Raw genomic sequence first — 25,945 nt, 5'->3', positions numbered from 1 at the left:
AAAAAACGCCAATAAAAATGGGGATTCCATGATTAAAAAGCTGTTAGCGGCCTCGGGTATTGTCCTTGTTTCCGCTTGTTCCACCACGCCGTATGAAAACTTCGACCCTACCCCTGTGCAGGGCAAGCAATCGCTCAAGTTTGTTTCCCAGGTTCAGCAGGAAGAGATCGTTAAAGAATTTGTGCCTTCCAATGCCGGAGGTTCTGCGGGAGCGCAATTCGGGCTGGTGGGGGCGCTGGTTGGCGCCGCCGTGGATGCTTCGGTAAACAACTCCCGGGCAAAAGATGCGGAATCCGCTGTGGAGCCCTACCGCAATGCAACCCTGGATCTCAACGTACGCAATATGGTGGAAGAGGCGTTTCGCGGAAACCTGCAGCAGATCGACTGGGTAGCCGATACTCGACTGGTCAGCGAGCAGCTCCCCGAGGGCACAAAGGTGGCGAACTATCTGCCGGCCGTTCAGGAAGATTTGCTGCTGCTGGTAACGACAAACTACAGCCTCAAGCCGGGAGCGCAAGTGATCGAATTTACCGCGGACTATGCGCTGTATGATAAAGAAACGGCATTCGATGGTCGCAGCAAAAACAAAGCCAAGCCGGTCTATAAAAACTCTGCCAAAGTACAGTCCTATCCCCACAACGGCTCTATTCGCCGGTTGACGCCTGAAGAGCAGGAAGAGCAGGCTGCGCGTCTGAAACAGGAATATCCTGTAGAAGGCGAACTGAGCAAATCGCAGATCTCCCGCAATCAGAAAAAACTGAACAAAGAGTTGGCCAAGCTTAAAACCGAGACTCTGCCAGTCCCCGGACATGATCCGGCCGGTGGTGTGTGGCTCGCCAACGACGCCAAACTCCTGCGCGATGAGCTGACCGCGGCTCCCCAGATTCTGGCCAAGCTGATTTTCAAAGACCTGAGTGGTCAGTACCCGCTGCCTGTTCAGCCTGAGGGTGAAAAGAACAAAGGTTTGCAGGAGCCCCAGCTGCTCGAGAAGGATGAGCAGGGTATGGTCATTACCCGTCAGCCAGATGGCACCTTGCTTTCCAAATACCGCTACGCACCGGTTTACACCCTGTGGGGCAATGTATTCTGATGCGTAGGGGATTTGCGCTGCTGGCCGCCATGCTGAGTATGTCGGCCTGCACCAGCCAGCACTCCCATACACAACTCTCGCTGAATGGCGGTGGCCAGGCGGCCTCGAGTTCGACCGAGACGTCGCCGCTGATCTCCAGTTGCCCCGCAGCAATCAAAGTGGATGACGAAAGCGTGAAGTCCCGCCCTCTCAACGAGCTTGAAGATCAGGCGATACAGGGGATGGTTCAGTCCATTCTCGAGGGGAGTGGGCCACCAGTCGTTTTCGGTGGCGAAGCGGGCGGGCTGCAGATCACGGTGAAGCGCGCCTACATACATCCGCTGGCTACTTCAAAGTCCGCCGTGGTGGTTGTGAGTGTGACCAATGAAGAGGGTGCTCAACCCGTACTCTTTCGCGGTCGCTATGTGGGGCTAAACTGGTCGGGCACCGATAGCGAGTTTCAGGCTGCACTGAAGCGAGCACTGGAGCAGGCGCTGCTGCCATTGCATGAACAATTGCTCGAGGTGTGTGCGTCTACCACCGAGGCCTGAGTGCCCGCGACCAAAGCTGAGCGCCGCCCTCTCGCTTTCTGCCAACGCCAAGTGGATTCTGGCGGCTGGCAGAATGCGCGGTGAGTCTGCGGCCTCAAGCCGGTATTGTGACCTTAGTTTTTGTTAGGTGCGGCTCAGTCGTCCTCTCCCACCCGCACCACCAGCTTGCCGAAGTTCTTGCCCTCCAGCATCCCGGCGAACGCCTCCGGTGCCTGCTCCAGGCCATCGACGACCTGCTCGCGGTATTTGATTTTTCCGTCCGCGTACCAGCGGGACATCTGCTGGTAGAACTCGTCGTAACGGTACCCGTAATCGTCAAAAATGATGAACCCCTGCACCTTGAGGCGCTTGGTGAGGATTGTGCCCATCAGCAGGCTGAGGCGGTCGGGGCCCTCGGGTAGTTCGGTGGCGTTGTAGCGGGCGACCAGGCCGCACACCGGGATGCGCGCCTTGGTGTTCAGCAGGGGCAGCACGCCGTCGAATACCTTGCCGCCAACGTTCTCGAAGTACACGTCGATCCCGTCCCCGCAGGCGGCGGCCAGTTGCTGGTCAAAATCGTCGGCGTAGTGATCGATACACGTATCAAAGCCCAGCTCTTTCACCGCAAAATCGCATTTCTCCGGGCCGCCGGCAACGCCCACTACACGACAGCCTTTCAGTTTGCCGATCTGGCCCACGGTGGCGCCCACCGGGCCGGTGGCGGCGGCCACCACCAGGGTTTCCCCCTCCTTGGGGGCGCCGATATCCAGCAGGCCCATATAGGCGGTAAAGCCCGGCATGCCGAGCAGGCCCAATGCCAGCGAGGGATGGGTGGGGCCCGTGCCGAGGTTGATCAGCATGGTGCCGTCGGACAGGGCATAGTCCTGCCAGCCACAGGTGTAGGAGAGCACCCAGTCGCCCGCGCTGAACCCCTCCAGTTTCGATTCCACCACGCGGTTCACGGTGCCGCCCACCATGACGTCGTCGATCGCCACCGGCTCCGCATAGGACGGGGCATCGCTCATGCGCCCGCGCATATACGGGTCGAGGGAGAGAAACACGGTGCGCAGGAGCACCTGACCGTCGGCGGGCTTGGGGATGTCGGTCTGCTCGAGGCGGAAGTTGTCGTTGCTCGGTGCGCCCGTGGGGCGGGATGCGAGTACCAGGCGGCGGTTGTGTTTGGTGGACTGGTTCAAACTCATCGGGCTTTCTCCATGGTGTGTCCGGTGCTTCAGGGATTGTGCAGTATTTCGTTCCTATTGAAAGGTAGTCGGAGGTAATGGTTTGCTCAGAAGGATGTCAGGGGGAGAAGCGCTAAACACATCCGGGTTGGCCCCTGCGCCATTTCCGCCCAGCCCCCTGTAATCGTTTACATATTTGTCCGATTAATTGTATAAAGGTGCTGTCCAGACCGGCGCCCGCTGGGGTAAAACAGGGTTTGGCGATAATAAATCGGAGCCGCCAAGCGGCCCGCAGTGAGTGAGAGAATAAGATGAATACCACCGTCAGCAGCGGTGCAGCGGTCGATGCTGCGCCCGGAGTCGCGGGCTCCGAATCCCTTCACGCAGAAACAAATCACGGCCTGGTCATTGCCATCAGCGGTGTGGCCACCATCGGCGGCTTCCTGTTCGGGTTCGACAGCGGTGTGATCAACGGCACTGTGGAAGGCCTGCAGACCGCGTTCAATTCTGATTCCGCCGGTACCGGCTTTAATGTGGCCTCCATGCTGCTGGGTTGCGCCATCGGCGCTTTCTTCGCCGGTACCCTCGCCGACAAATACGGGCGCAAGGCGCTGCTGGTGGCCTCCGCGATCATGTTTATCGTGTCTGCCTGGGGCTCCGGTGTTGCCACCGGCTCGCTGGAGTTTGTGTTCTACCGCATTCTCGGCGGCCTTGCCGTCGGCGCCGCCAGTGTGATGACGCCCGCCTATATCAGCGAGGTGGCGCCCGCCGCCTACCGGGGCAGGCTGGCCACGGTGCAGCAGGTAGCGATCATCTGTGGTCTCACCGCCGCCTTCCTCAGTAACTACGCGATCGCCAAATTTGCCGGCGCCTCCACCACCGAATTCTGGATGGGGTTTGAGGCCTGGCGCTGGATGTTCTGGATCGAGCTGATCCCCGCCGCCATCTTTCTGATCGGCCTGTACTTTATTCCCGAAAGCCCGCGCTTCCTGGTCGCCAGCGGACGCGGCGATAGCGCGCGCTCGGTGCTGACCCGTCTGTTCGGCGCGCGCGCCGCAGCTGAAAAGGAGCGCGATATCCGCGGCTCGCTGGCCGATGACCATCGCCCCAGCCTATCGGACCTGAAAGATGCCAAGACCGGCAAGCTGCGCAGCATCGTATGGGTCGGCATCGGCCTGGCGGTATTCCAGCAGCTGGTGGGGATCAACGTGGTGTTCTACTACGGCGCGGTGCTGTGGCAATCCGTCGGCTTTACCGAGAGCGATGCACTGCTGATCAATGTGGTGTCCGGTGCAGTAAGTATTGCCGCGGTGATTACCGCGCTGATTTTGGTAGACAAGATCGGCCGCAAGCCGCTGTTGTGGTTCGGTTCCATCGGTATGGCGGTGACCCTGGCGATCATGGCCGTTTCCTTTTCCCAGGCCACCCTCGATGAGACCGGCTCCCTGAGTTTGTCGAACACCATCGGTACCGTTGCACTGCTGGCGGCCAACGGTTATGTGGTGTTCTTCAATGCTTCCTGGGGCCCGGTCATGTGGGTAATGCTGGGAGAAATGTTCCCCAACCAGATCCGCGGTTCCGGCCTTGCGGTCTCTGGCCTGGCCCAGTGGCTCGCCAACTTTGGTATCACCCTGTCGTTCCCGATCCTGCTGGTCAGCATCCAGCTCTCCGGCAGTTACGGCATCTATGCGCTGTGCGCTTTCATTTCGATCTTCTTTGTCAGCAAGTTTGTACGCGAGACCAAGGGGCGCGAGCTGGAGCAGATGCAGGGCTGATTGTCAGGAGTTTAACGGCGAGCGTCTTACTGGCTGCTTTTCCGACCGTTTTCCCATCGGTTTCTGGCGCGGCACAGCCCGCGCACAACCTGTATCCGCACAATATCGGCCTAGGTGCGACAAACGATGCGACGCGTTAGGCGCGTCCTCCGTCCACCACCAGTGCTTGTGCCGTAATCATGCGCGCCGCGCCGGAGGCAAGGAACAGTGCCGCGTCGGCAATATCCTGCTCGGCAATGGTGTCCTTCAGGCACTGTTGCTCGAGGCACTCCTGTAGCGCCTCCTCCGTAACCCACAACTGCTTTTGCCGCTCGGTCATTACCCACCCGGGCACCAGCGCATTTACGCGAATATTATCCGCGCCCAGCTCCCGTGCGAGCGCCTTTGTCAGCCCGACGATACCCGCCTTGGCGGTGACGTAGGCGGGATAGCCGGCATGCCCGAGCATCGCGGAATTGGAACCTACATTGATAATGCTGCCGCCCCCGAGCGCGCGCATTCCGGGGGATACCTTCTGTGCGGTAAAGAAGTGCGGTCGCAGATTGGTATTCAGGGATTCATCCCAGCCGGTCACATCCATGCCCTGCAAGGTATGCCGCGTGTCGCGAGCGGCGTTATTGATCAGGACCCTGATATCTCCGATCTTCTCCGCGGCGTCGGCGATACACTGTTGCAGATGTTCCACATCATTGATGTCACAGCGCTGGAATAGCGGCGCCACACCCGTTTCGGCTTCGACATCCGCACACAGAGACAGCGCCTTGGACGCGTCCAGCGATACGAAGGCGACACGCGCGCCGGCGCGACAGAATGCCCGTACAAACGCTGCACCAATGCCCGAACCACCGCCGGTGATAAAGACCGCGCTGTCGCGCAGGTCGGGGTAATTTGCAGTATTCATGTTGAAAAATCCGGTTGGCTAACTACTTAAGTGTTTATCTTCTTCAGCTAATATCAGCTTTCGAGGAGGGTATTCCGGCAAGCGTCTGCTGAAGAAACTCCCAATGCATGCTGCGAGGCGGTCGAAACTGCGCGTCGCTCGTGCTCGGCACGATTTGTTCGTCCGCCAAGGCGTTGCCCGAAGTGTGAATTTGAAAGTATCACCGGATGTAATCGTTTACAATGTTTGCCGTGTTTATCAAACAGCAATATTGAGAGGCTGACCGTGGATAGACACCACAGTGGACGCAACGACGGCGTAACGCACGCAAAACACGGTGGACCCACAGGTTTGAGATTTGTGATCGGTTGCGCGACTATGGCTGGTTAGTTCAGTCGAAAAGTCGTATTTCCATGTCATTTCTCGAATCGTTTCTCGGGTCTCTGGATTCCGCCCTCTCCACCTTTGTCTCCTATGCCTGGGGCACGCCACTGCTGGTATTGCTGGTTGGCGGCGGCCTGTTCCTGTTGTTCAGTTCCCGCGGCAGACCTTATCGCCACCTCGGACATAGTATCGACCTGTTGCGGGGCAAGTACGACGACCCCAGTGACCCTGGCCAGGTGCCGCACCGACAGGCGCTCTCGACTGCGCTATCCGGTACCCTCGGGCTGGGCAATATTGCCGGCGTTGCTATTGCCATCAGTACCGGTGGGCCCGGTGCCATTTTCTGGATGTGGGTGACTGCGCTGGTGGGCGTTGCCACCAAGTTCTATACCGCCACCCTGGCGGTGATGTACCGCGGCCGTGACAGCAAGGGAGAAATCCAGGGCGGGCCCATGTATGTCATCCGTGAAGGGCTGGGGAAACGCTGGCAGCCGCTGGCCTACCTGTTTGCGATCGCTGGCTTGTGTGGCCTGCTGCCGTCTTTCCAGTCCAACCAGACGGTCCAATTGCTGCGCGTTTCTTTTGCAGAGCCGATGGGCTGGGTATCCGCAGACGATGCACTGCAGTTTGAATTTGGCCTTGGTATCGCACTGGCACTGGCGGCGCTGGCGGTGATTGCGGGGCGCATCCAGCGTATCGGCCGCTTTGCGGTGCGTATTGTGCCGGCGATGGTGGTGTTCTATCTGATTCTCACCCTGGGTGTGATCGGCTATTTCTGGCAGGAAATTCCGGCTGCGTTTGGCCTCATTTTTTCCGATGCGTTTACCGGCAAGGCGGTGGCTGGCGGTGCACTGGGCACCGTGATCGCCACCGGTATCAGTCGCGGGGCTTTCTCCAACGAAGCGGGGATCGGTACCGAGTCCCTGGCTCACGGTGCCGCCAAAACCACCGAGCCGGTGCGCGAGGGCGTTGTGGCGATGGTGGGACCGATCGTCGATACCCTGATTATCTGTACCTGCACCGCGCTGGTCATTCTGTTGACTGGCGCCTGGCAGCATGGGGAAGGCGTGGAAGGTGTATCCCTTACCGCCGATGCTTTCAGTAGCGTGTTCGGTGGCTGGGGGCCGGTGTTGCTGCTGATCATGGTGGTGCCGCTGGCGTTCAGTACCATCGTCACATTCTGGTACTACGGCATGAAATGTTTCGTATTCCTGTTCGGCAACCGCTATCAGGTCGTGTACACGGTAATTTACCTGCTGCTGATTGTGTTCGGTGCAGTGGCATCGTTGAACATCGTCAACAATCTGATTATTGGCATGTACGCGGTAATGGCGATTCCGACTATGGTTTCCACACTGCGGCTGTCGGGCCGGGTGAATCAGGCCGCCCACGATTATTTCACCAAAACACCTGGCGTCTGAGCCGGGCATGATTGCCGGCGAAGACATTGAACACCTGCCCGAAGGTTGGGATTTCTGGACCATGTGCAGTGTGCTGGGGAGTCTGGGGTAAACGATAAAAAGGGCAGCCTCGGCTGCCCTTTTTTGTTGTTGCTGTGTTATTGGCGAACGGTCACCTTGGTGCCCATGGGGGCGTTCTCATAGAAAATCTTCGCCATATGCCATGGCAGGCGGATACAGCCATGGGATTCCGGACGGCCCGTCACTTTGCCCGCGTGCATGCCGACTGCTCCATTGATCCGCATAAAGAAATCCATGGATGCGCCGCGGAACACGGTGCCCGGCGGGCGTCTATCTTTACGCACATCGACGCTCGACTTGCGCACATAACCGGCGCGATCCACATAGTGTCCAAACAGGTTGGAGCGGTGATCGATATTTTTCTCCGAGACCCGGAAGCTGCCGGTCGGTGTGCGATAACCTGCGATGCCCGTCGCCACCGGGGAGACACCGGCGAGCTGGCCGCCCTTGTAGAAATAGGCACGCTGCTCACTGATGTCGATGATGATATGTGGCGATCCTCCGATCACATCCCGGCGCCACCAGGCGCTGCCATCCGTCATGGATCTGTGCTGCTGATAGGGGTAGGGATAATCACCGGCCTGAGCCACTGGCGCAAACATGGCGGATGCGGCCAGAACCAGGCTGCCACCAACGAGCATTTTCTTGAAAGCGTTTTTCAGGAGAGTGGAAGAGCGTTGCATGCATACCTCATCTGCTCTTGCGAGCGAACTGCAGGTCGGCGTACACGGTGGCCGCAGCGTTAGCCGCGAGAGTGACCGGTGCGAATAATGGGACGAGCGAGCCCCTGCACCGGAGTGCACAAACCTGACCTTTGAATTTCCCCAAAGCGGCGCGTCGGTGTTTCCCGATTTGGCCGCGGGATGAGTCTTGCCCTTCAGCCGCAGACGGCATCCGGGTAAGTGAGAGGCATGGTAGGGTCGGGGGTTTGGCGCTTATTACATTTAAATGGAATGAGGACGGTGGCGGTTATTTCTTTAACGTGTGGGCAAGCGCGCGGGTGGCAGGCAAAAAAAAGCCGGCTGGGTAGCCGGCTTGAAACAATCCAGAAGTACTGGAAAGCGTGCTTTGACGAGAGAGCAACACATGTTGACGATCTTATTGAGAGGTAATCCTTTGAGCGCTCAACTGGCCGCGGGTTCTGTACAGTTGGGAAACCGCGCGCCAATTTATGCCCAATTTTTTCCGGGCCAGCTCAATAGTCGTCGAATTTTTTCATCCTTTCGCTGAAGGGTTATTTCCGCAGTTCGCTGAGGCGTTATTTCCGAAGAAAGACGCGTGCGCCAGCCAACGGTAAGTCCACGGTTTCGCCGGTGACGCTGCCGGCAAATTCCGCCGGCGTAATATCTTCAGCGCCCACAAATGCTTCTGGCAGGGTGTAGCTGGCGGCCTCGTGCCCCAGGTTCAGCACCACGAAATAGCGCTCAGTCTCACTGCTGCGTTCGAAAATCAGCAGGTCATTCGCGGTATCAATGATGTTCTGGTCGGCTGTGGCCAGTGCCGGTGACAGGTCCGCATGCCATTTCAGCAGCGCGCGGAAACGGTTCAGCATCGAGTGCTGGTCGTCTTCCTGCAGGGACACGGCCAGGTGGTAGTGCTCTTCCGCCACCGGCAGCCAGGGTTTGACCTTGGAGAAGCCCGCATTGATCTCGCCACCATTGAACCAGGGCATGGGCGTACGGCAGCCGTCGCGACCCTTGAATTCCGGCCACAGGTTGATGCCGTATGGATCCTGCAGGTCTTCAAACGCGACTTCCGCTTCCGGCAACCCGAGTTCCTCACCCTGGTACAGGCACACACTACCGCGCAGCATCAACTGCATCAGCAGGAACAGCGGTGCGCGAGCCATCGCAGTATCAGCGTCGAAACCTTTGTTCCAGCGGCTGAACGAGCGCGGTACATCGTGGTTGGAGATAGACCAGCAGGGCCAGCCCTCTTCGGTCACACGGCGGTTTTTCTCCAGGGTGTCACGCAGGAACTGCGCACTGCAGTCTTCCGACAGCAGGTCGAACGAATACGCCATGTGCAGGCGATTCTCGGTGGTGTACTCGGCCATGATCTTGTGGGTGTTGTCATCGCCGACTTCGCCCACGGTGGTGGAACCGGGGTATTCGTTCATCAATTCACGCACCCGCTGCAGGAACACCAGGTTTTCCGGCTGCGACTTGTCGTGGATGTGCCACTGGTATTCGTAGCTGTTGACCGGGGGCAGGCCATTCGCGTCCAGCTTCACCGGGCGCGCCGGGTTGTCCTGCAGGGAGCGGTTGTGGAATGCGTGGTTGATGGCATCCAGGCGGAAGCCGTCGACGCCGCGGTCGAGCCAGAATCGCAGGTCGGCCAGCAGCTGCTCCTGAACTTCCGGGTTGTGCAGGTTCAGGTCCGGCTGCTCGCGCAGGAAATTGGTCAGATAGTACTGGCGGCGACGGGTGCACCAGCGCCAAGCGCTGCCACCGAAGTTGGACATCCAGTTGTTCGGCGCACTGCCGTCTTCCTTTGCGTCCGCCCATACATACCAGTCGGCTTTGGGGTTGTCGCGGCTCTGGCGGCTCTCCTCGAACCAGGGGTGCAGATCGGAGGTATGGCTCAGGATCTGGTCGATGATGACCTTGATACCGCGCTCGTGCGCGCCTTCGATCACACGATCGAAGTCTTCAAGAGAGCCGAAAATAGGGTCAACGTCGCGGTAATCGGACACATCGTAGCCGAAGTCGACCATCGGGGACTTGAAGAAAGGTGAGATCCAGATGGCGTCCACACCAATGGATTTCACGTAATCGAGCTTCTGGCAGATACCCTGAAGGTCGCCGATGCCGTCGCCGTTGGCGTCACAAAAGCTGCGGGGATAGATCTGGTAAATAACGCTGTTGCGCCACCATTCCCCGTTGTGAGTGCTGTTCGGATTACCGCTCATGCCTTGAGTCCATTTGTGGATACTTATTAGGTTAGGGTCAGTATGGCGATGTGGCAGGTCGCTTACCTCCTCCCTGAAAGGGGGGGAGGGGGGAGTGAAAGCGGCTTAAACCAGGGGTGTGACCGTTCATTCAGGGGAGTATCTGCGCGCCCGCGGGAGGAGCGATGAGTAGGGCAGGTGGCCCTGATCGGCCGGCAGGGGTGGTACTGGCGTGCACGCAATAATCCTTGAAGGGGATTTTAGCCCTCTTTAAGATTCCTGACACTTTCACAGATGGATCTGAAAAGCGCAAGGAATCGCATGAGTACCCCGCAACCTGCCTCCCAGGCATCCCCCCAGGACTTCCCACTGATCGCCGGCCAACGCGCGGGCAAACCAATCCGCTGCACGCCAGAGCTGCAACCGGTGTACGACCGGCTGCAGCAGGCTGCCAACCGCAACCACCACTGGGCGCGTATCGCGGTAAAGGAACTGAACGCGCTGACCACCGGCGTGCTGGGGAAAAGCAATGTGTATGTGCGACCCGGTGAGCGCCAGCGTGGTTCCGGTAGTGAGAAATACTATGTGTTTCTGCCGGGGCTAAAGGCTACCGTGCTGCGATGGATGAATGATCAGTTTTGTATTACTGAGCTGGTGATGGATGATAACTATTTCGAAGCAAAAGGATCGGCAAAAGAGCGAAGCAAGCTCGGACTGTATCGCGTCAGGAAGCGACGGGACCGGTGGGAGACTAAATATGTTCAAGATGGCAAAGTACACAAACAAAAGGGGCGCTTAGTAACCATTGCGGACTCGGGATATGAATCCGCAACAGATGCAGCCTCTTACAGCATCCCGGGGGCATTAGAATTTTTCGGCAAGAATACGGCGGGTATCCTGGAGGGGGGTGCTGATCTGCATTTTACGCCTGGTTTTAAACCTATAGGCGGTCTCAGAAGCTACAGCGCATTGATGATTGACCATAGCCGCGCATCAGCCTTACATCTGGCTGCAAGTATGGAGAGTGCGCGCGAGGTGAAAAATGTAGCTTGGGTGACAGACTTTGGCGGGTCGGCAGTGTTGACCCAGGCCATGCAAATTCTGGTCGATAAGGGGGTAACGCTGGAGGGGCACACGGCTTATCTACATAGGCCGCGCACTTCTCCTGGCGACGCACTGAAGTTGGCTCATAAACTGAATCTGAGTCTGAATGAGAGTTTCGCGAATACCGGCTTTAGCCCACGGGGTATATTGAGTCAGTTTTCCGTAGCTGGTGATCGCTTAAACAATGAAGATGATCCTTACAACCGAGGGCATCACGCACTCGCTTGGTTCAAAGGTGTTGTGGGCATCTCCACACCTGTTGGCGTAACGGCTGCAGTTCTGACTAGCCCAACAGCTGCCATGTTAGGTGGTATTGCTACTGCAATCGGAGGAGCTGGAGCGATATATGCGCTAGGTCAAAGTGTGGCTCAGGATTTGCGTCGACGGTACAAATTATGAGGGGGTTCCATGCGTAATTTCATTAAGTACCCGCCATTGGAATGGTGTAAAAACCATGCCAATTGTTCTCCGCAGGGCCCGAGTTTCAACTGGGCTCCTAGAACTCAAGTACAGCTTGGCGGGAGTACTCTGCAAATAAAAGCTCCGCGTCATAGTCCGCGGCGCTCTACAGTAGAGCAGGTTCGAGTAATTTCTGGCCGAGATGTGCTGGACGATCCGCAGCTTGGTCGGTTTGCTGAGGGTGTCATGGCAAACCGAGATTGGGGGAAAATTTCCTTGCTGGCCCGGAGCTGGGCTTTCTACGGGCCATGGATGAGTGGGTGTAAGGGGGAGCTCAGAATGAATGCCACATTGATTGGTCGTGCTGAAAACTGTGCTTTCTCCAATATTTCCTTTTTTAACCCGAAAGCTTTTGAGATGGTATTGGTTCAGTATTTAAATGACCTGTATGGTCACGAAAATTGGGAAAATGAGGATTCACATATTCCACGGCATCACGGTCCAGTAGACTGGCTGCGTCATAATCATTTCCCTGTGCCCAGTGCCAGTTTCAAGATTTACAATCAGGGGGAAGACTCCAGCGATCTTGCGTTACCCGATCATTTGTTCGTTTTTCCCGTGACCGATCAGCACTTCGTTGAGGTCTGCTTTGTACAGGAATACTACAGCCGCGACGAAAAAGGCGATGTCGCCTTCGACACCGCTCCACTCCAAGAGCTGCAGGAAAATATTTTCAGCAGCATCACGTTATCACTTGGCCCCGAAACCCAGTCTCGCGTCGATAAAGTAAAAGCCGAAGTCGGCGATATGCAGCTGTGCAAAACCTTCGCTCCCCTGAAATGGCCCACCAATATCTATCCACCGGAGCCATCCAGCGCTTCGGAAATGCAGAAGTCCCTGAAAGCCGGTTGTTAAAACCGACTTTTTTATTGCCTGGCTGAGGAAAGCTTTGGCTATAACTTCAAACGGTGAGGGGCGCTATGCGTAATTTATTCAAATATCCGCCGCTCGAGTGGCGCCGGCGGGAAGAGTATTGCATCCCCAATGGGCCATCTTTTTCCGGTTCACCTAAAACCACCTTGGCTCTTGCTGGAAGTCGCTTGCATTTTCAGGCGCCGAGACACAAGCCGCTGCGTCGATCTGTGGAGCAAGTGCGCACCGTGCCGGGACAGGATGTGCTGATCGAACCGCGTCTGAGTCGGTATGGCAACGGAGTCTTGGCGAACTCTCATTGGGGGGCAAACTGTCTGGTAAAGCGTCTGTGGGCCTTTTTCGGTCCATGGATGAGTGGGTGTAAAGGGGAGCTGAATTTCAGTGTCGGTGTAATTGGTCGATTTGAGGAACACAGTTTCGAAAACCTGTCATTTTTTAATCCCAAGGCCTTCGAAATGGTCCTGATGCGCTATCTGAACGAACGATATGGACATCACAACTGGGAGAATGACCTTGCCCATATCCCACGATTTTGCGGCCCCGTAGATTGGCAGAGTCATACTCACCTCCCGGTGCCCAGTGCGAGTTTTAAAATTGGTCGAGGAGCCAGTCGTGAGCGATTGATTTGCCCGGAATATCTGTTTGTATTCCCGGTTACTGATAAACACTTTATAGAAGTATGTTTTGAAAAAGAAATTTACAGCTTTGATTCTGATCATCGACCAACATTCGATGTCTCTTCAATGACGGAACTTCAGGGCGCCATTTTCAACAGTTTTCGTTTGGAGCTGGGTCGCGAAACTCAGGCGCGCGTAAACCAAGTAAAAGCCGAAGTTGGCAACATGCAGATGTGCAAAGAATTCGCCCCACTGAAATGGCCCACCAATATCTATCCGCCGGAGCCAACCGAAGCTTCGGCAATGCAGAAATCCCTGAAAGCCGGTTGCTAAAGCCGACTTTTCTTTATCAGGGTTTGTCCTGGGCCGATCGCAGCAGCCGCTCCGCCAGCGCAATCGCGTGCTGGCGGTTTTTCACGTCCAGTTTCTGGTGCAGGCTGCGGATATGGAGCTTGATGGTGCTTGGAGCCACTTTGAAATGCCGGGCGATGCGTTCGTTGGAAAGGCCGGAGTGGATGGCGTTGAGTACCTACCACTCCCGCGGGGTGAGCGGGGAGTCACGTAGGAAGGCGGGAACGACGTGGCTGGCGACGATCTCGCGTACGATGATTTAGTCCAGCTCGAGGCGGATGCCGCCGTCCAGTTCCGGCTGTTGCTGGTCGAGTTTCATACAAGGAAATGGCTCAAGAGTATTGTGGCTGTATCGAGTCCGGTAGGAGCTGTTGGCGCGTTATTTGGAGGCCTGGCTGGCGTTATACTAGGAGGAATAGCTGCAGCAATTGGGGCGCCGGAGTCGCATTTTCTCTGGGGCAGATCGTCAAAAAAATTTACGGCGTAAATTGGGTTTGTAGGTGTCTGTGTGAGAAATTACATAAAATATCCATCGCTCGAATGGCGTAAAAATAATGAATATTGTAGGCCTCGTGGTCCAAGTTTTCGTATGGCCTCGAAGTTTTCTCTTCTTGCGGGTGGCAATCGAATATCGTTGCGGGCTCCTGATCATAGCTCAAGGTACTCGAAGATTGGGAGGGTGAATACTCCCGCGTGGCAAGATGTATTGTTGTGCAAGAGTCTCGGACGTTATTCAGAGGGAGTTATGTCTAATAATTGCTGGGGGAACATCAGCCTTTTTGGGCGTATGTGGTCATTTTACGGGCCATGGATGAGCGGCTGTAAAGGTGTTTTGAGTCTGAGTATTAGTATCATTGGCAGAAAAGAATCATATCAATTCTCTGGCCTTTCATTTTTAAACCCAAAAGCTTTTGAGGTGGTATTGGTTCAATATCTAAATGATCTGTATGGTCACGAAAATTGGGAAAATGAGGATTCACATATTCCACGGCATCACGGTCCAGTAGACTGGCTGCGTCATAATCATTTCCCTGTGCCCAGTGCCAGTTTCAAGATTTACAATCAGGGGGAAGACTTCAGCGATCTTGCGTTACCTGATCATTTGTTTGTTTTTCCCGTCACCGATCAGTACTTCGTTGAAGTCTGCTTTGTACAGGAGTACTTCAGCCGCGACGCAAAAGGAAACGTCGCTTTCGACACCGGCCCGCTCCAGGAACTACAAGACAATATTTTCAACAGCATTACGCTGGAGCTCGGCCCGGAAACTCAAGCCAAGGTCGACAAGGTAAAAGCCGAAGTCGGCAACATGCAGCTCTGCGAAGAGTTTGCTCCCTTGAAATGGCCCACCAATATCTATCCGCCGGAGCCAACCGAAGCTCCTGTAATGCAGAAATCCCTGAAAGCCGGTTGCTAAAATCGGCTTTTCTTTATCAGGGTCTGTCCTGCACTGATCGCAGCAGCTGCTCCGCCAGCGCAATCGCCTGCTGGCGATCATTTGCATCCAGTTTCTGATGCAGGCTGCTTTCTGTAGCGGGTATACGTATTTGAAACAGAAAGGACCCGCATAACAGAGGGCATCATGCAGGCAATTGGTTTAAAGGGGGGCTCCGGTGTGGTCTACTCAGTTGGCCAGAGCGTGGCGCAGGATTTGCGTCGCCGCTTTAAATTTTAAAGGATGGGATATGCGAAATTTTTTGAAGTATCCTCCAATTGAATTGAGATCTCGAGATGAATATTGCATTCCCGAGGGGCCTAGCTTTAAGTTGGCACCTAGTGAGCATGTAAAGTTAGGTGGTAGCTGTCTTCAGCTAAAAGTGCCTCGTCATAGTCCTCGGCACTCAGCAACTAGAGAGGAAAGTGTACCTTCTTGGCAAGACGTTCTGGCTGATAACGAATTGGCTCATTACCCGCTTCGGACGATGGCAAATGACTGCTGGGGAAGCATCGGGCTGCTGGGCAGAATGTGGGCCTTTTATGGGCCGTGGATGACGGGCTGCAAAGGCGAGCTAAACCTGAGTGTGTCAGTGGCGGGGCGTTTTGATGAGTTTTCTTTTGGAAATATTTCTTTTCTTAATCCCAAGGCGTTTGAAACAGTATTGGTGCATTATCTGAATGATCGCTACGGTCATAAAAACTGGGAAGATGATATGGCCCATATCCCCCGGTACCACGGCCCCGTTGACTGGCATAGCCACACCCACCTTCCTGTTCCCAGTGCCAGTTTCAAGATTTATAGGCAAGGTGAAGATGTTAGTGATCTTGCCCTACCTGATCAGCTGTTTGTGTTCCCGATTACCGAAAAACACTTCGTAGAAGTCTGCTTTGTTCAGGAGTATTACAGCTGCGATGAGAAAGGCAAAGTGGCCTTCGATACCGGTCCATTGCAAGAGCTTCAGGATAATGTCTTCAACAGCATCACGCTGGAACTTGGTCCCGAAGCTCAGACTAAAGTCGATAAGATAAAGGCCGAAGTCGGCAACATGCAGTTGTGCAAAGAATTCGCCCCGCTGAAGTGGCCCACCAATATCTATCCACCGGAGCCATGCGACGCTCCGGAAATGCAAAAGACCCTGAAAGCCGGTTGTTAAAACCGGCTTTTTATTTGCGGGCCAGGGGCTTTACTTCAGGGCTTGTCCTGCACCGAGCGCAATAGCTGCTCCGCCAGCGCAATGGCCTGCTGGCGGTCTTTCACATCCAGCTTCTGGTACAGACTTCGGATATGCGTCTTGATGGTGCTGGGGGCTACCTTGAAGTGTCTCGCGATGCGCTCGTTGGAGAGGCCAGAGTGGATGGCATTGAGGACCTGCCACTCCCTTGGGGTCAGGGGCGAGTGGCGCAGGAAGTCGGGGACGGCGTCGCTGGCGAGGATTTCGCGCACGATGGTTTCATCCAGCTCGATACGGATACCGCCGCCGAGTTCCGGCTGCTGCTGGGCGAGCTTGATCAATTGATGGGCTTTTTCCTGCAGGGCTTCATCAAGGGCGTCCGCACCGGTTTCCTCCAGTGCCGCCTTGAGAATCACGATCAGCGGTTTGCCGATCTGCAAGGCGCTGGCGATGAGGTCACTGTCTTTCAGAATGGTGAGCGCCGCACGCATATTTTGCAGCGCCGGCTGCCGGCGTTCCCGCAGCCACGCCAGGTGCGCGGCGAGTACGCAATTGCGCAGCTGGTCGGTGATCAAACCGCACTCTTCCGCCACCTGCTGCAGGCGTCCGAGTACGCGGTTGGCGTCAGACCAGCGATGCAGCGAAATCAGTGCGCGCACATGGTTGCGGCCATAGCACTGCTCAAAGTGATTGGCAGGGCGGTCGGCGACGGGCTCCGCCTGTTCCTGCCAGCTGGCGATGGCCTCGGTATTCTCCAGCGCCTGCCACACGCGCATGCGCGCGGCATCGGCGTTGGCGACCCAGTCGCGGTGGTATTTTTCGCCGGCCAGCAGGTGTTCCACCCGCTCCAACCATTCCAGGGTCTCGTCCTTGTCGCCGCGCGCCAGTGCGACTTTCAATAACAGTGTGTATTCCGGCAGCAGCCAGCGCTCACCAACCTTGCGATTGATCTGCATACCGCGGCGCGCAGATTCCGCGGCGCCATCCAGGTCACAGGCTTCCCATTGCAGCTGCCCTTTCAGGCGATAAATAAATTCAGAGATTGGCAGGCCCACCAGGTGGTGTTCCTCGACCAGCTGTTGGGCGCGGGCCTGCAGCGCGGCGGCTTTTTTCAGCAGGCCATTGGCAAAGGCAATTTCCGTCTGCTGGCACAGGGCCCAGGCCGCGTTGGGAATGTCCTGCCGTGCAAGCGTGGCCTTCTCCACCGCTTCCATATGATGCATGGCCTGATCCAGCTCGCCGAGGCAGAAGCTGGTTTCGCCGATCACCAGTTGCGCTGCGATGCGCTCGTTGTCCTGGTCAGGTGGCAGTAGCTCCAGTGCTTCCTGCGCGTACTCCTTGGCCTTCAGGGTCTGCCCGCGGGAGACAGAAACCTGCGCACGCATCGCCGCAAAGGCGCCTTCATAGGCCTGCCATTGCTGGGGATCCTGTCGCTGTAGCCAGCTTTCCGAGGAGGCCAGCAGCTTGCTGCATTGCTCGTAGTCAAAGTTATCCCGGGCGAGGCGCGCGGCCAGCAGGGCGAACGGGGCGTAGCGCTTGATCTGCTCTTCGCCGAGCCAGCTCAGGCTGTCGTTCAGTACCCGGAACTGTCCCTCGCGCAGGAATCGCTCGCCCTGCTCGGCGAGCAGTTGGTGAACCCGTTCGCGGTCTTCTGCAAGGAGCGCATGGCGCAGCGCTTCCAGCGGTTGCTTGAGCTCCTGCCAGGTGTCGCTGGCAGTCTGGTGCAGGCGGTTGAGCTCGTCACCATCGGAGAGCTGGCGCTGCAGGAAGCGCGCGAATACCGGGTGGAAGCGAAACCACTGGCGGCTGGAATCCTGTGCCTGCAGGAACAGTCCGCGGCTGGCCGCGGTTTCCAGTTGTTGCTGGCCACCACTCTGGCCGCTGAGGCGCTCCGCCAGAAGGCCGTTGACCCGGGTGAGTATGGACGTGCGGGCAAGTAGCTGGCGCAGTTCCGGGTCGAGCCGCTCCAGCACTTCCTCCGCCAGGTAATCGAGAATATGCCCGTGGCCCTGTTCCAGCTCTCCCAGGTACCGGTCCACTTCTTCCTGGTTACGCACGGATAGGGCGAACATCTGCACTGCAGGAGGCCAGCCTTCGGACAGCTGGTGAAGCTGTGCCACCCGGTCGCTGCCGAGGGTGAATGGCAGTCGCCGGGCAAGCAGTTGCTCGGTTTCTTCCTGGGTCAGGGCCAGGTCTTCTGCGGTCAGTTCCAGCAGGCGGCCCTGCAGGCGCAAGGCGCCGAGCCCGAGAGGCGGCTGGCTTCGGCTGGTGATGACCACGCCGATACCGGCCGGGGCGTGGCGTAGCAGGAAGCGGGTTGCATCATGCACCACGGGGTTGTCGATCTGATGGTAGTCGTCGAGGACGATGCGCAGCTCACTGGGGAGCTGGCGCAGTTCTGCCAGCATCTGGCTGATGACCAGTGATGGGTCGGAATTCGGTTGCGCGGAGACGATGCTGCTGGTTTCCGGCACACCGTTGCCGGTAGCGCGGTGCACACTTTCGACCAGGTAGCGGCAGAACTGGCCGGGCTCGTTGTCACCGCTGTCGAGGGAGACCCAGGCCACCGGATTATCCTGCTCTGTGGCCCAGGAAGTGACCAGTGTGGTCTTGCCGTACCCGGCGGGGGCGGTAACCAGCAGCAGCTGGTCACTTTGGCTCTGCTCCAGCAACGACAGCAGCCGGGGCCGCTGTAATGTGTGTTCCGGGCAGTCGGGTAGGCTGTACTTGGAGGCTAGGAGCATGGCAATGACCGATCAGCATGGCTTGGTCCGGGGTTCCCACACTCTTTACACCACACTGGAACCCCGGGAGGCGCAATTGTACAACTTTAGTGTGCCACCCCCCTACTCGGTGAGCGTCCTCCCCCCGGGGGGAGGAGCGGCTCGGTCGTGCCTGCCCGGTCACTCTTGTCCGGGTGTCGCTGCTCAGGGCTCGGCGCGATAGGCGTGCAGCCCGATCAGCGCGCCGACAAAGCCTCCGGCGTTGCGAGTGCTTACTACCCTGCCATCTGCTGCCAGCAATAGCGGCTGCCACGGCTCGCCGCTGTCTACGCGGTAGTGGAAGTCGTACTCCGCGTCGCGGGCCGTGACCCGGAGTTCGATGTCTGCGGGTTTGCCGGTGCTGGTAGCCAGGGCCCTGCGGGCGATGGTTTTGCCCTGGTGTTGTCCCTCACCATCCCGCCGGCTGACGATCAGGTCCGCACTGCCGTCGGCATTGCCGGTGACCCCGAAGAAATAAAAGTGCTCCCGGTTCTGGAATACTGCCATGCCCGCACGGTCATTTTTCCGTTGTGGCTGAAACTGCATCTGTGTCGTGGCGCTGGCGTACAGGTGCTGCTGGCGGCGGCCGACAAAGGCAGGATTTCCGATGTCGCCCAGAGACGTCGCGGTGGGGGTGAGCTGCAGGCTGCCGGGCGCGCGCTCCAGGCTGAGCCAGGACTTCGGCGACGGGTTGCGCAATTGCAGCCAGTGCATGGGCAACTTTGGCGAGTCAAACTCGTCGCGCTGGGTAAAGTTGCCGGTCAGCGGCAGCGGCCCCGGTGCTTGCGGCGGCAGCGCCGGACGCTTTGCGATAGTGGGGATCAGCTGGTCGCCGCGGGTGATCACCGGCCAGCCGTCCTCCCAGTTCACCGGCATCAGAAAGGTCTCGCGGCCGGTGTTGTAGAAATCGCCCTCGTAGGGACGGATGCCGAGAAACACCGCCCACCAGTTGTTGTCCGCATCCTGCACGAAATCGGCGTGCCCTACGGAGGTGACCGGGTTCTGGCGATCCGGGTCGAGATGACGCTGAGTGAGAATGGGGTTTTTATCCCAGGGTGTGAACGGGCCAAATGGGGATTCACCTTTGAGTACAACCTGCGAGTGATTCACGCTGGTGCCGCCCTCGGCGGCGATCAGGTACAGCTGACCGTCTTTGCGAAACAGGTGCGGTCCTTCGATCCACACGGGCTTGTCCGCCAGGTTCACGCCACCGTTGACGACCAGCTTGCGTGGGCCAACCGTTGCCAGCTTTTCCGCGTCGAACTCCTGTACCCAGAGGGCGCGGTGACCATCGTACAGCGGCTCGCCGATAGGGGCGTCGTTATTGATGATGTAGGCCTTGCCGTCGTCGTCAAAAAACAGCGACGGATCAATGCCGCCGACCTCCGGCAGCCACACCGGGTCCGACCAGGGGCCAGCGGGGTTTTCCGCAGTAACGACAAAGTTGCCACCGCAATCCACGCACGTGGTCACCAGGTAAAAGGTGCCTTCGTTATAGGTGATGGCCGGGGCGAAAATTCCGCGGGAAATACCCAGGCCGGCAAAGTCCACCTGGTCGGGCCGGTCGATGACATGGCCGAGCTGGGTCCAGTTCACCAGATCGCGGCTGTGGAATATCGGAATGCCGGGGTAGTGGGCGAAGCTCGAGTTGACCAGGTAGTAGTCGTCTTCCACCTGCACGATGCTCGGGTCCGGGTAGTAGCCGGCGAGGATGGGATTGCGGTATTCGTCCTTTGCCAGCGGCTGTTCGAAGATGGCGTCATTGCCGCGGTATTCGAACCAGTCGAAGGTGGCAGGGTTCTCGGAATAAGCGTTTTCGGAATTCGCGCTCGCAGTAAAAGACATCACCAGTGCAGCGAATAAACCTGCTTTTGTTTTTTTCATGATTTCGCGACCGTAGTTTCGGGGTGGGAGCCTGCCTGTGGGCAGGCTCATGCAAAGTAGTTTTTATGGGGCTCAATAACGCCAGAGCTTGAGCAGCTTATTCATGATGTGTGCACCCATCGCTGTGCTGGCTTTCGATGGCGTTCAGCCCATTGGCCAGATAAGCCAGCGGTGCGTTCCAGTTGATGGCAATTTCATTGCTGGCGTAGCTGCACACCTCATCGGTGTAGGACTCGTCGGCCACCTTGCTGGTATACGCGCAGCCGTCCTGCTGTGAGGGGTTTGGTCCGCCCACCAGAAAACCGGGCAGCGGCGGCATATCCGGATTTGCTGCGGCCAGGCGGTGGTGGGGGTGCTGGGGTGTTTTGCGGCCGAAGCCGGTGACATAGGAATAACCGGTGGCGTTGCGCCCCAGCAGGTAATCCCGCGTGGCCTCGGCACTGCGCAGGAATGCGCTGTCGCCGGTAACTCGGAAGGCCTCCAGAAACAGGATGCCCTGGTTGGCCGCCACCGCATTACTGCCCCACACAAACAGGGCGGGATCGCTCACCATGGGCGCGCGGTAGGGACTTTGCTCGCCGGCATTGCGCAACTGGCGCGCGGCGACGGTGAGATTCTTTTCGATGGTGCTGCGCCAGGGGCCGCTGTCGGAAGGTAATTTTTCTTTATGGGCGAGCAGGCTGTAGTAGCCCAGCCAGCGCACGTCGGCCCAGTTGGGCAGGCTGTAATCCCGCTGTGCCGCAGTAATCACCGACCAGAAATCGTCGTCACCGGTGGCCAGATAGAGTTCCGCCGCCGCCCACAGGCGCTCGTCGTCCAGCTCTTCGTCACCGTAGGCGCCAGTGGTCACATCCGGATCGAACTTCTCATTGAGCTCGTCCTGGCGGTAGGTCACCGCAGGGTTTTTCTCTGCCCACTGCCACGCGGCCAGTGCGGCCTCGAGGTGGTTTTCGCTTTCCTGTTCCGAGTAGGGTGCGTATACCCGTGCGGCCTGTGCCATGACGGCGGCAAAGTCCAGCGCAGCGGCAGTAGTCTTCTGCACCATATAGCGCTGCTGTGTCGCCTTGTGTGCGGCGACCATGCCTTCAAATCCCGCAGTGGTCAGTTTGTGATAGACACCGCCGTCTGCAGGATCCTGCATGGCGGCCATCCACGCAAGGTTGTAGTGCACCTCGTCGAGAATATCCGGGAGTGCATTTTCCGACTCGGGAATGTCCAGCCGCTGTGCGGAAAAATATTCCGGGAACCGCTCATAGGCACTCATCAGCGTGCCCATGGTAATGCCACTATTGACTACATATTTGTTGTAGTCGCCGGCGTCATACCAGCCCCTGGGGGCGGAAACTACTGTGCCAGACGGGCGTTGTGGCCCGGCGGCGGATGGGTGGATCAGTACCTTGTTGTCTGGATGTCCCGCTGCCCGTGCCCAAGGGCCAGCGTAGGTTTCGTCCAGCGGCATGGAGGCACGTTGAAAATAGAAAGCCTTGAGACTGGCGGCGCCGAGCTGCTGGTAAAGGTCCTTTTCGATGCGGAAGGGTTCAGAGCGCCCCGACGATGGAAGCTCCAGCAGATAGCTGCCGGATTCATTCAGTTCGGAAAAATTTGCCAGCCAGCTGTGCTGTCCCGACCAGGTTTTAGCTTTCGCCGCTTGTAATTTTCCGCGCAGCACCGGCTCGCCTGAATCGACACTGCGTACCAAGAATTCATTGGTGGCGATGTTCCGATCCGCGATCACCACCGCGAGCTTTTCTGTAGCCGGGGTAAAGCCGAGCTGGTTGAGGCGAAACTCTACCGGCGTCTGCTCGACGGCGCCCACATGTGAGCAGAATACGCTGGTGGCAGCGACGGCCAGTGCGCAGCCCCGCGCAATCTTTTTGAGTGAAGACCGGTTGGCCATGGTGTTCTCCAGCGAATCATTATTTTGTTGGGTGTACTCTGAGTTGCGGTTTGTCAGATGGAGCCGCGAATATGCGGACGCACTTGCCTGTGGTAGTAGCGTGCCAGTTCACGGTGGAGAGATTCCGGGAGGGGTGAAATTCGGGAGGCCGATACGTTGCTCCTGATCTGCTGTGGACTGGACGCACCGGCAATAATGGTGGAAACCGCCGGATGATCGAGAATCCAGCGCAGACACAGGGCTGCCATATCGCCATTTTCAGGCAGGATTTTCTGGAGCCCCTGTGCCAGGGTCACACCTTTTTCAAAAGGGATTCCGCCAAAAGTCTCACCCACGGAGAAAGCCGCACCGTCGCGGTTATAGTTCCGATGATCGCTCTCGGCGAAAACGGTGTGGCGATGGAACTTGCCCGAGAGCAGGCCGGACGCCAGCGGCAGGCGCACAATAATGCCAACCTCTCGCTCCTGTGCCGCACCCAACAGGTCTGCGGCGGCATCCTGGCGAAAGACGTTAAAGATAACCTGCAGGGTGGCGAGGCCCGGTGCCTGCAAACAGGTAAATGCCTCATCAAGTGTTTCCACGCTGGCACCGTAGTGGCGAATCAGCCCTTCCTGCTTGAGGTCGTCCAGCCAGCTGAAAATCTCGCCGTGCTTCAGTACTTCATGGGGCACACAGTGCAGCTGTGCGAGATCGATTGTTTCTACCCCCAGGCGCTTTGCGGACGCCTGCAGGCTGTCGCGCACCGCAGCAAAACGGTAGCCATCCGGATACAACCCTTCACCGCGTCCCACTTTGGTTGCTACCAGCAGGTCTTTCGGTCTGTTTTGGAAGTCGCCAATGCGCTGTTCGCTCAGGCCGCCGCCGTAGACATCGGCGGTATCCCAGAAATTGACCCCTTGCTGGCTCGCGGCATCGAGGATGGCATTGGCGGTACCTTCCGCGAGCGGCCCGAAATCGCCTCCCAGTTGCCAGCAGCCGAGGCCGATTTCACTGACTTGATACCCGGTTTTTCCAAGTTGGCGCATGTGCATAAACACACTCCTGTGAACGACTAGTGATTGTGGGACGTTTCAGGCGGGCGTGCCTGAGCGGTAATCTGGAACGGCGCGGCTGGTAGCCCGGCTCCGTTGTACAGGTTGGCCCCGGTCGGGTTGTCGGCCCAGGCATAGCGCACAACCTCAGGCACGGGTACCTGGTCGCTCCACACCTCCACCCTGCGTCCATTGATCCGGGCGTTGGCCCAGTGAAATTTGCCGTCGCTGCCGGCGACGGCAAATTCAAACAGTTCTGAAGCCGGGCCGCGGTTGCTGCAATTCGACGCACAGGGTTTTGCTGTCAGACCACCATCGGTATGTGAAAAGCTCAGTACGATTTTTTCCTCATTCACTTGCGCCGATTGCAGTTGAGGCCCGGAGCCCGTGATGTCCTTGTGGCCGTAGACACGGCTTGCTGCCGCCAGTGCCAGGCGCTCGCCCACGGTTTTCTTGTCGAGCGGATGAATATCGTTCCATTCACCGGCGTCGATGATGACCGCCATTGCCGTGTCATCCAGTGAAAGTGCGCTGGCCTGGGCCGCGCGCAGTTCTGCCCAGGCGCTGTCGCCGGGGGAGGTTTTCGGTTCGAGGAAATTTGCCAGCTGCACAAACAGGAAGGGCAATTCTTGCTGCCCGGCGTTCTGCGCCCAGCCTGCGCGCCAGTCGCGGATCAGTGCCGGGAATAGTTTGCGGTATTCCTGTGCACGCCCCACGTTGGACTCGCCCTGATACCAGAGTGCGCCCTTGATACGGTAGTTCTGCAGCGGGTGCAGCATGGCGTTGTACAGGCCGCCCGGCTTCCAGCGCACAAAGGTCTGGCTTTCCAGCTGAGGTAATTGTGCGGACTGCCTGAATTGCCATGGGCCTTTCAGGTCAAGTGACTCGCCGCCCACCGTCAGCTGGTAGGGCTTGTCTTCAACAAAGCCGCCGCGGGCACCGCCGTTGTTGGTCACGCGAATGGCGATGACATTCTCTCCCGCCTGCAGCACCCCTGCCGGTACCTGGTAGCGCCGGCGGGGGTAGAGGTAGGTGGTGTTGCCGACCTTGTGGCCGTTGATCCAGGTTTCATCGGCATCCACGATGCGCCCCAGCTCCAGTAGCGCCGCCTTGCCGGCCTGGACTTGCGGCAGCGTGATGGTTTTGCGCAGCCAGAAAACTCCTTTCTCTTCGATCCCGGCCTGGTCCGCCCAGTAACCGGGAACGGAAAAAGTCTCCCAGTCTTTTGTTTCCAGCTCGGGGGCATACCAGGGTGTTTTCCCTGGGCGTTGGCCACGATCTTTTTGTGCCGCTGTGGCGTACCAGCGGTCGCTGCGCGCGCGATCTTCGCGGCGGATAGATTCGATCCGCTGCGAGTCTTCAAACTTTTTCTTTTCTGCCAGGTGTGCGGGAAACTGCTGCAGGGTTTCCTCGCTTACCCAGGCCTCCGCGGGCGAGCCGCCCAGGCTGCTGTTGATCACGCCGATGGGAACCTGTTCGCGCTGCTGGGTTTTGTCGGCAAAGAAATAGGCCACCGCGGAAAAGTTCTGGATATTCTGCGGTGTGGCCGGCAGCCACTGCCCATCGGATAGATCCAGCTGCGGCGCATTGAAGTCGTAGGTCTGCGGCACCTGGAACTGGCGGATACGCGGGTTGTCCACCGCCGCAATCTCATCGGCAAAGGCGTGGGCAATGCGGTTGATCGGGTACTCCATATTGGACTGCCCGGAGGCCAGCCACACGTCCCCCAGCAGGATGTCATTCAGCTGTATTTCGTTGTCACCGCGCACGCGCAGGGTGTGAGGGCCGCCGGCGGGTGCGGGCTTCAGGGTGATGGACCAGTCGCCGCCGTCGCTGGCCTCGGTGCGGTATTGTTCACCGAGGAACTCCACCTGTACCCGCTCCCCGGCATCCGCCCAGCCCCAGATTTTTACCGGTGCCTCCCGCTGCAGCACCATGCCGTCGCTGACGAGCCTGGGCAGGGTGACTTCCGCGGTTGCCGGAGTGGTAAGTGACAGAGTGGTGATCAGCCCGAACGTCAGGCACACACGGGTGGAAAGGCGAGCTTGCATGTTGGCTTCCTCATCGCTGTGGTGCAGGTGGTTTTTATTCTGGCGCGGCTGTCAGCGGTCGCCGATGACCGGACGCGGTCTGTGGAGGTTCTGCACTCCCGGGTAACGCTACCAATTAAT

At 58.0% G+C, this 25,945-nt stretch carries 20 protein-coding genes; 10 read left to right on the top strand and 10 right to left on the bottom strand.

Annotation, left to right across the window (positions count from 1 at the left end):
- Positions 1–28: 28 nt before the first annotated feature.
- Complete coding sequence (locus tag GTQ55_RS15360; protein WP_161859519.1) at positions 29–1,090, top strand: hypothetical protein; 1,062 nt, start codon at positions 29–31, stop codon at positions 1,088–1,090.
- Entirely contained in the window at positions 1,090–1,620 is a 531-nt protein-coding gene (locus tag GTQ55_RS15355) for a hypothetical protein (RefSeq protein WP_161859518.1), read from the top strand. The genes GTQ55_RS15360 and GTQ55_RS15355 overlap by 1 nt, the downstream gene beginning before the upstream one ends.
- A 134-nt stretch (positions 1,621–1,754) precedes the next feature.
- Here the strand turns inward: GTQ55_RS15355 and GTQ55_RS15350 are convergent, their stop codons facing one another.
- Positions 1,755–2,801 carry an NADP-dependent oxidoreductase gene (locus GTQ55_RS15350; RefSeq protein WP_272927885.1) on the bottom strand — a complete coding sequence of 349 codons (1,047 nt, stop codon included), beginning with the start codon at positions 2,799–2,801 and terminating at the stop codon, positions 1,755–1,757.
- Between the two features lie 290 nt (positions 2,802–3,091).
- On the opposite strand from GTQ55_RS15350, the gene GTQ55_RS15345 reads away from it, so the two are divergent.
- Positions 3,092–4,555: a sugar porter family MFS transporter gene (locus tag GTQ55_RS15345; protein ID WP_161859517.1), complete on the top strand. Its 1,464-nt coding sequence runs from the start codon at positions 3,092–3,094 to the stop codon at positions 4,553–4,555.
- 136 nt (positions 4,556–4,691) lie between these two features.
- Here the strand turns inward: GTQ55_RS15345 and GTQ55_RS15340 are convergent, their stop codons facing one another.
- Positions 4,692–5,456, bottom strand: coding sequence for an SDR family NAD(P)-dependent oxidoreductase (locus GTQ55_RS15340; RefSeq protein ID WP_161859516.1), 765 nt, complete (start codon positions 5,454–5,456; stop codon positions 4,692–4,694).
- Between the two features lie 392 nt (positions 5,457–5,848).
- Here GTQ55_RS15340 and GTQ55_RS15335 point away from each other — a divergent pair, with 392 nt between their 5' ends.
- Positions 5,849–7,240: an alanine/glycine:cation symporter family protein gene (locus tag GTQ55_RS15335; RefSeq protein WP_161859515.1), complete on the top strand. Its 1,392-nt coding sequence runs from the start codon at positions 5,849–5,851 to the stop codon at positions 7,238–7,240.
- A 137-nt stretch (positions 7,241–7,377) separates the two neighbouring features.
- Here GTQ55_RS15335 and GTQ55_RS15330 read toward each other — a convergent pair whose 3' ends face one another.
- Together GTQ55_RS15330 and GTQ55_RS15325 are read right to left on the bottom strand one after the other, a co-directional pair.
- A complete protein-coding gene (locus GTQ55_RS15330; RefSeq protein WP_237567712.1) occupies positions 7,378–7,983 on the bottom strand; it encodes a L,D-transpeptidase family protein in 606 nt (201 codons plus the stop codon).
- A gap of 575 nt (positions 7,984–8,558) precedes the next feature.
- Positions 8,559–10,211, bottom strand: a complete 1,653-nt coding sequence (locus GTQ55_RS15325; protein WP_161859514.1) for an alpha-amylase family glycosyl hydrolase — start codon at positions 10,209–10,211, stop codon at positions 8,559–8,561.
- A 300-nt stretch (positions 10,212–10,511) separates the two neighbouring features.
- Between GTQ55_RS15325 and GTQ55_RS15320 the strand changes: the two genes are divergently transcribed.
- From GTQ55_RS15320 to GTQ55_RS15310, 3 genes are all read left to right on the top strand, one after another.
- Complete coding sequence (locus tag GTQ55_RS15320; RefSeq protein ID WP_161859513.1) at positions 10,512–11,693, top strand: hypothetical protein; 1,182 nt, start codon at positions 10,512–10,514, stop codon at positions 11,691–11,693.
- A gap of 9 nt (positions 11,694–11,702) precedes the next feature.
- The gene (locus GTQ55_RS15315) at positions 11,703–12,608 is read left to right on the top strand and encodes a hypothetical protein (RefSeq protein WP_161859512.1); all 906 of its coding nucleotides are present in this window, start codon (positions 11,703–11,705) and stop codon (positions 12,606–12,608) included.
- Positions 12,609–12,673: 65 nt separating this feature from the next.
- Positions 12,674–13,576 carry a hypothetical protein gene (locus GTQ55_RS15310; RefSeq protein ID WP_161859511.1) on the top strand — a complete coding sequence of 301 codons (903 nt, stop codon included), beginning with the start codon at positions 12,674–12,676 and terminating at the stop codon, positions 13,574–13,576.
- 16 nt (positions 13,577–13,592) lie between these two features.
- Here GTQ55_RS15310 and GTQ55_RS18015 read toward each other — a convergent pair whose 3' ends face one another.
- Complete coding sequence (locus tag GTQ55_RS18015) at positions 13,593–13,715, bottom strand: LuxR C-terminal-related transcriptional regulator (RefSeq protein WP_237567711.1); 123 nt, start codon at positions 13,713–13,715, stop codon at positions 13,593–13,595.
- A 108-nt stretch (positions 13,716–13,823) separates the two neighbouring features.
- Between GTQ55_RS18015 and GTQ55_RS18010 the strand changes: the two genes are divergently transcribed.
- The 3 genes from GTQ55_RS18010 (at position 13,824) to GTQ55_RS15295 (ending at position 16,182) form a co-directional block, all read left to right on the top strand.
- Complete coding sequence (locus tag GTQ55_RS18010) at positions 13,824–14,081, top strand: hypothetical protein (RefSeq protein ID WP_237567710.1); 258 nt, start codon at positions 13,824–13,826, stop codon at positions 14,079–14,081.
- A 258-nt stretch (positions 14,082–14,339) separates the two neighbouring features.
- Positions 14,340–15,008, top strand: a complete 669-nt coding sequence (locus tag GTQ55_RS15300) for a hypothetical protein (protein ID WP_183946669.1) — start codon at positions 14,340–14,342, stop codon at positions 15,006–15,008.
- A gap of 505 nt (positions 15,009–15,513) precedes the next feature.
- A complete protein-coding gene (locus tag GTQ55_RS15295) occupies positions 15,514–16,182 on the top strand; it encodes a hypothetical protein (RefSeq protein ID WP_237567709.1) in 669 nt (222 codons plus the stop codon).
- A 35-nt stretch (positions 16,183–16,217) separates the two neighbouring features.
- Here the strand turns inward: GTQ55_RS15295 and malT are convergent, their stop codons facing one another.
- The 5 genes from malT to GTQ55_RS15270 form a co-directional block, all read right to left on the bottom strand.
- Positions 16,218–18,944 carry an HTH-type transcriptional regulator MalT gene (gene malT / locus GTQ55_RS15290; RefSeq protein ID WP_161859508.1) on the bottom strand — a complete coding sequence of 909 codons (2,727 nt, stop codon included), beginning with the start codon at positions 18,942–18,944 and terminating at the stop codon, positions 16,218–16,220.
- 183 nt (positions 18,945–19,127) lie between these two features.
- A complete protein-coding gene (locus GTQ55_RS15285; protein ID WP_161859507.1) occupies positions 19,128–20,846 on the bottom strand; it encodes a glycoside hydrolase family 43 protein in 1,719 nt (572 codons plus the stop codon).
- Between the two features lie 97 nt (positions 20,847–20,943).
- Positions 20,944–22,743 carry a glycoside hydrolase family 9 protein gene (locus tag GTQ55_RS15280; RefSeq protein ID WP_161859506.1) on the bottom strand — a complete coding sequence of 600 codons (1,800 nt, stop codon included), beginning with the start codon at positions 22,741–22,743 and terminating at the stop codon, positions 20,944–20,946.
- A gap of 53 nt (positions 22,744–22,796) precedes the next feature.
- Positions 22,797–23,774, bottom strand: a complete 978-nt coding sequence (locus GTQ55_RS15275; protein ID WP_161859505.1) for an aldo/keto reductase — start codon at positions 23,772–23,774, stop codon at positions 22,797–22,799.
- A gap of 20 nt (positions 23,775–23,794) precedes the next feature.
- Complete coding sequence (locus GTQ55_RS15270) at positions 23,795–25,825, bottom strand: sialate O-acetylesterase (RefSeq protein ID WP_161859504.1); 2,031 nt, start codon at positions 25,823–25,825, stop codon at positions 23,795–23,797.
- Positions 25,826–25,945: the final 120 nt, after the last annotated feature.

The organism is Microbulbifer hydrolyticus (assembly GCF_009931115.1).
GTDB lineage: Bacteria > Pseudomonadota > Gammaproteobacteria > Pseudomonadales > Cellvibrionaceae > Microbulbifer > Microbulbifer hydrolyticus.
This window is presented reverse-complemented; position numbering and strand designations above follow the sequence as displayed.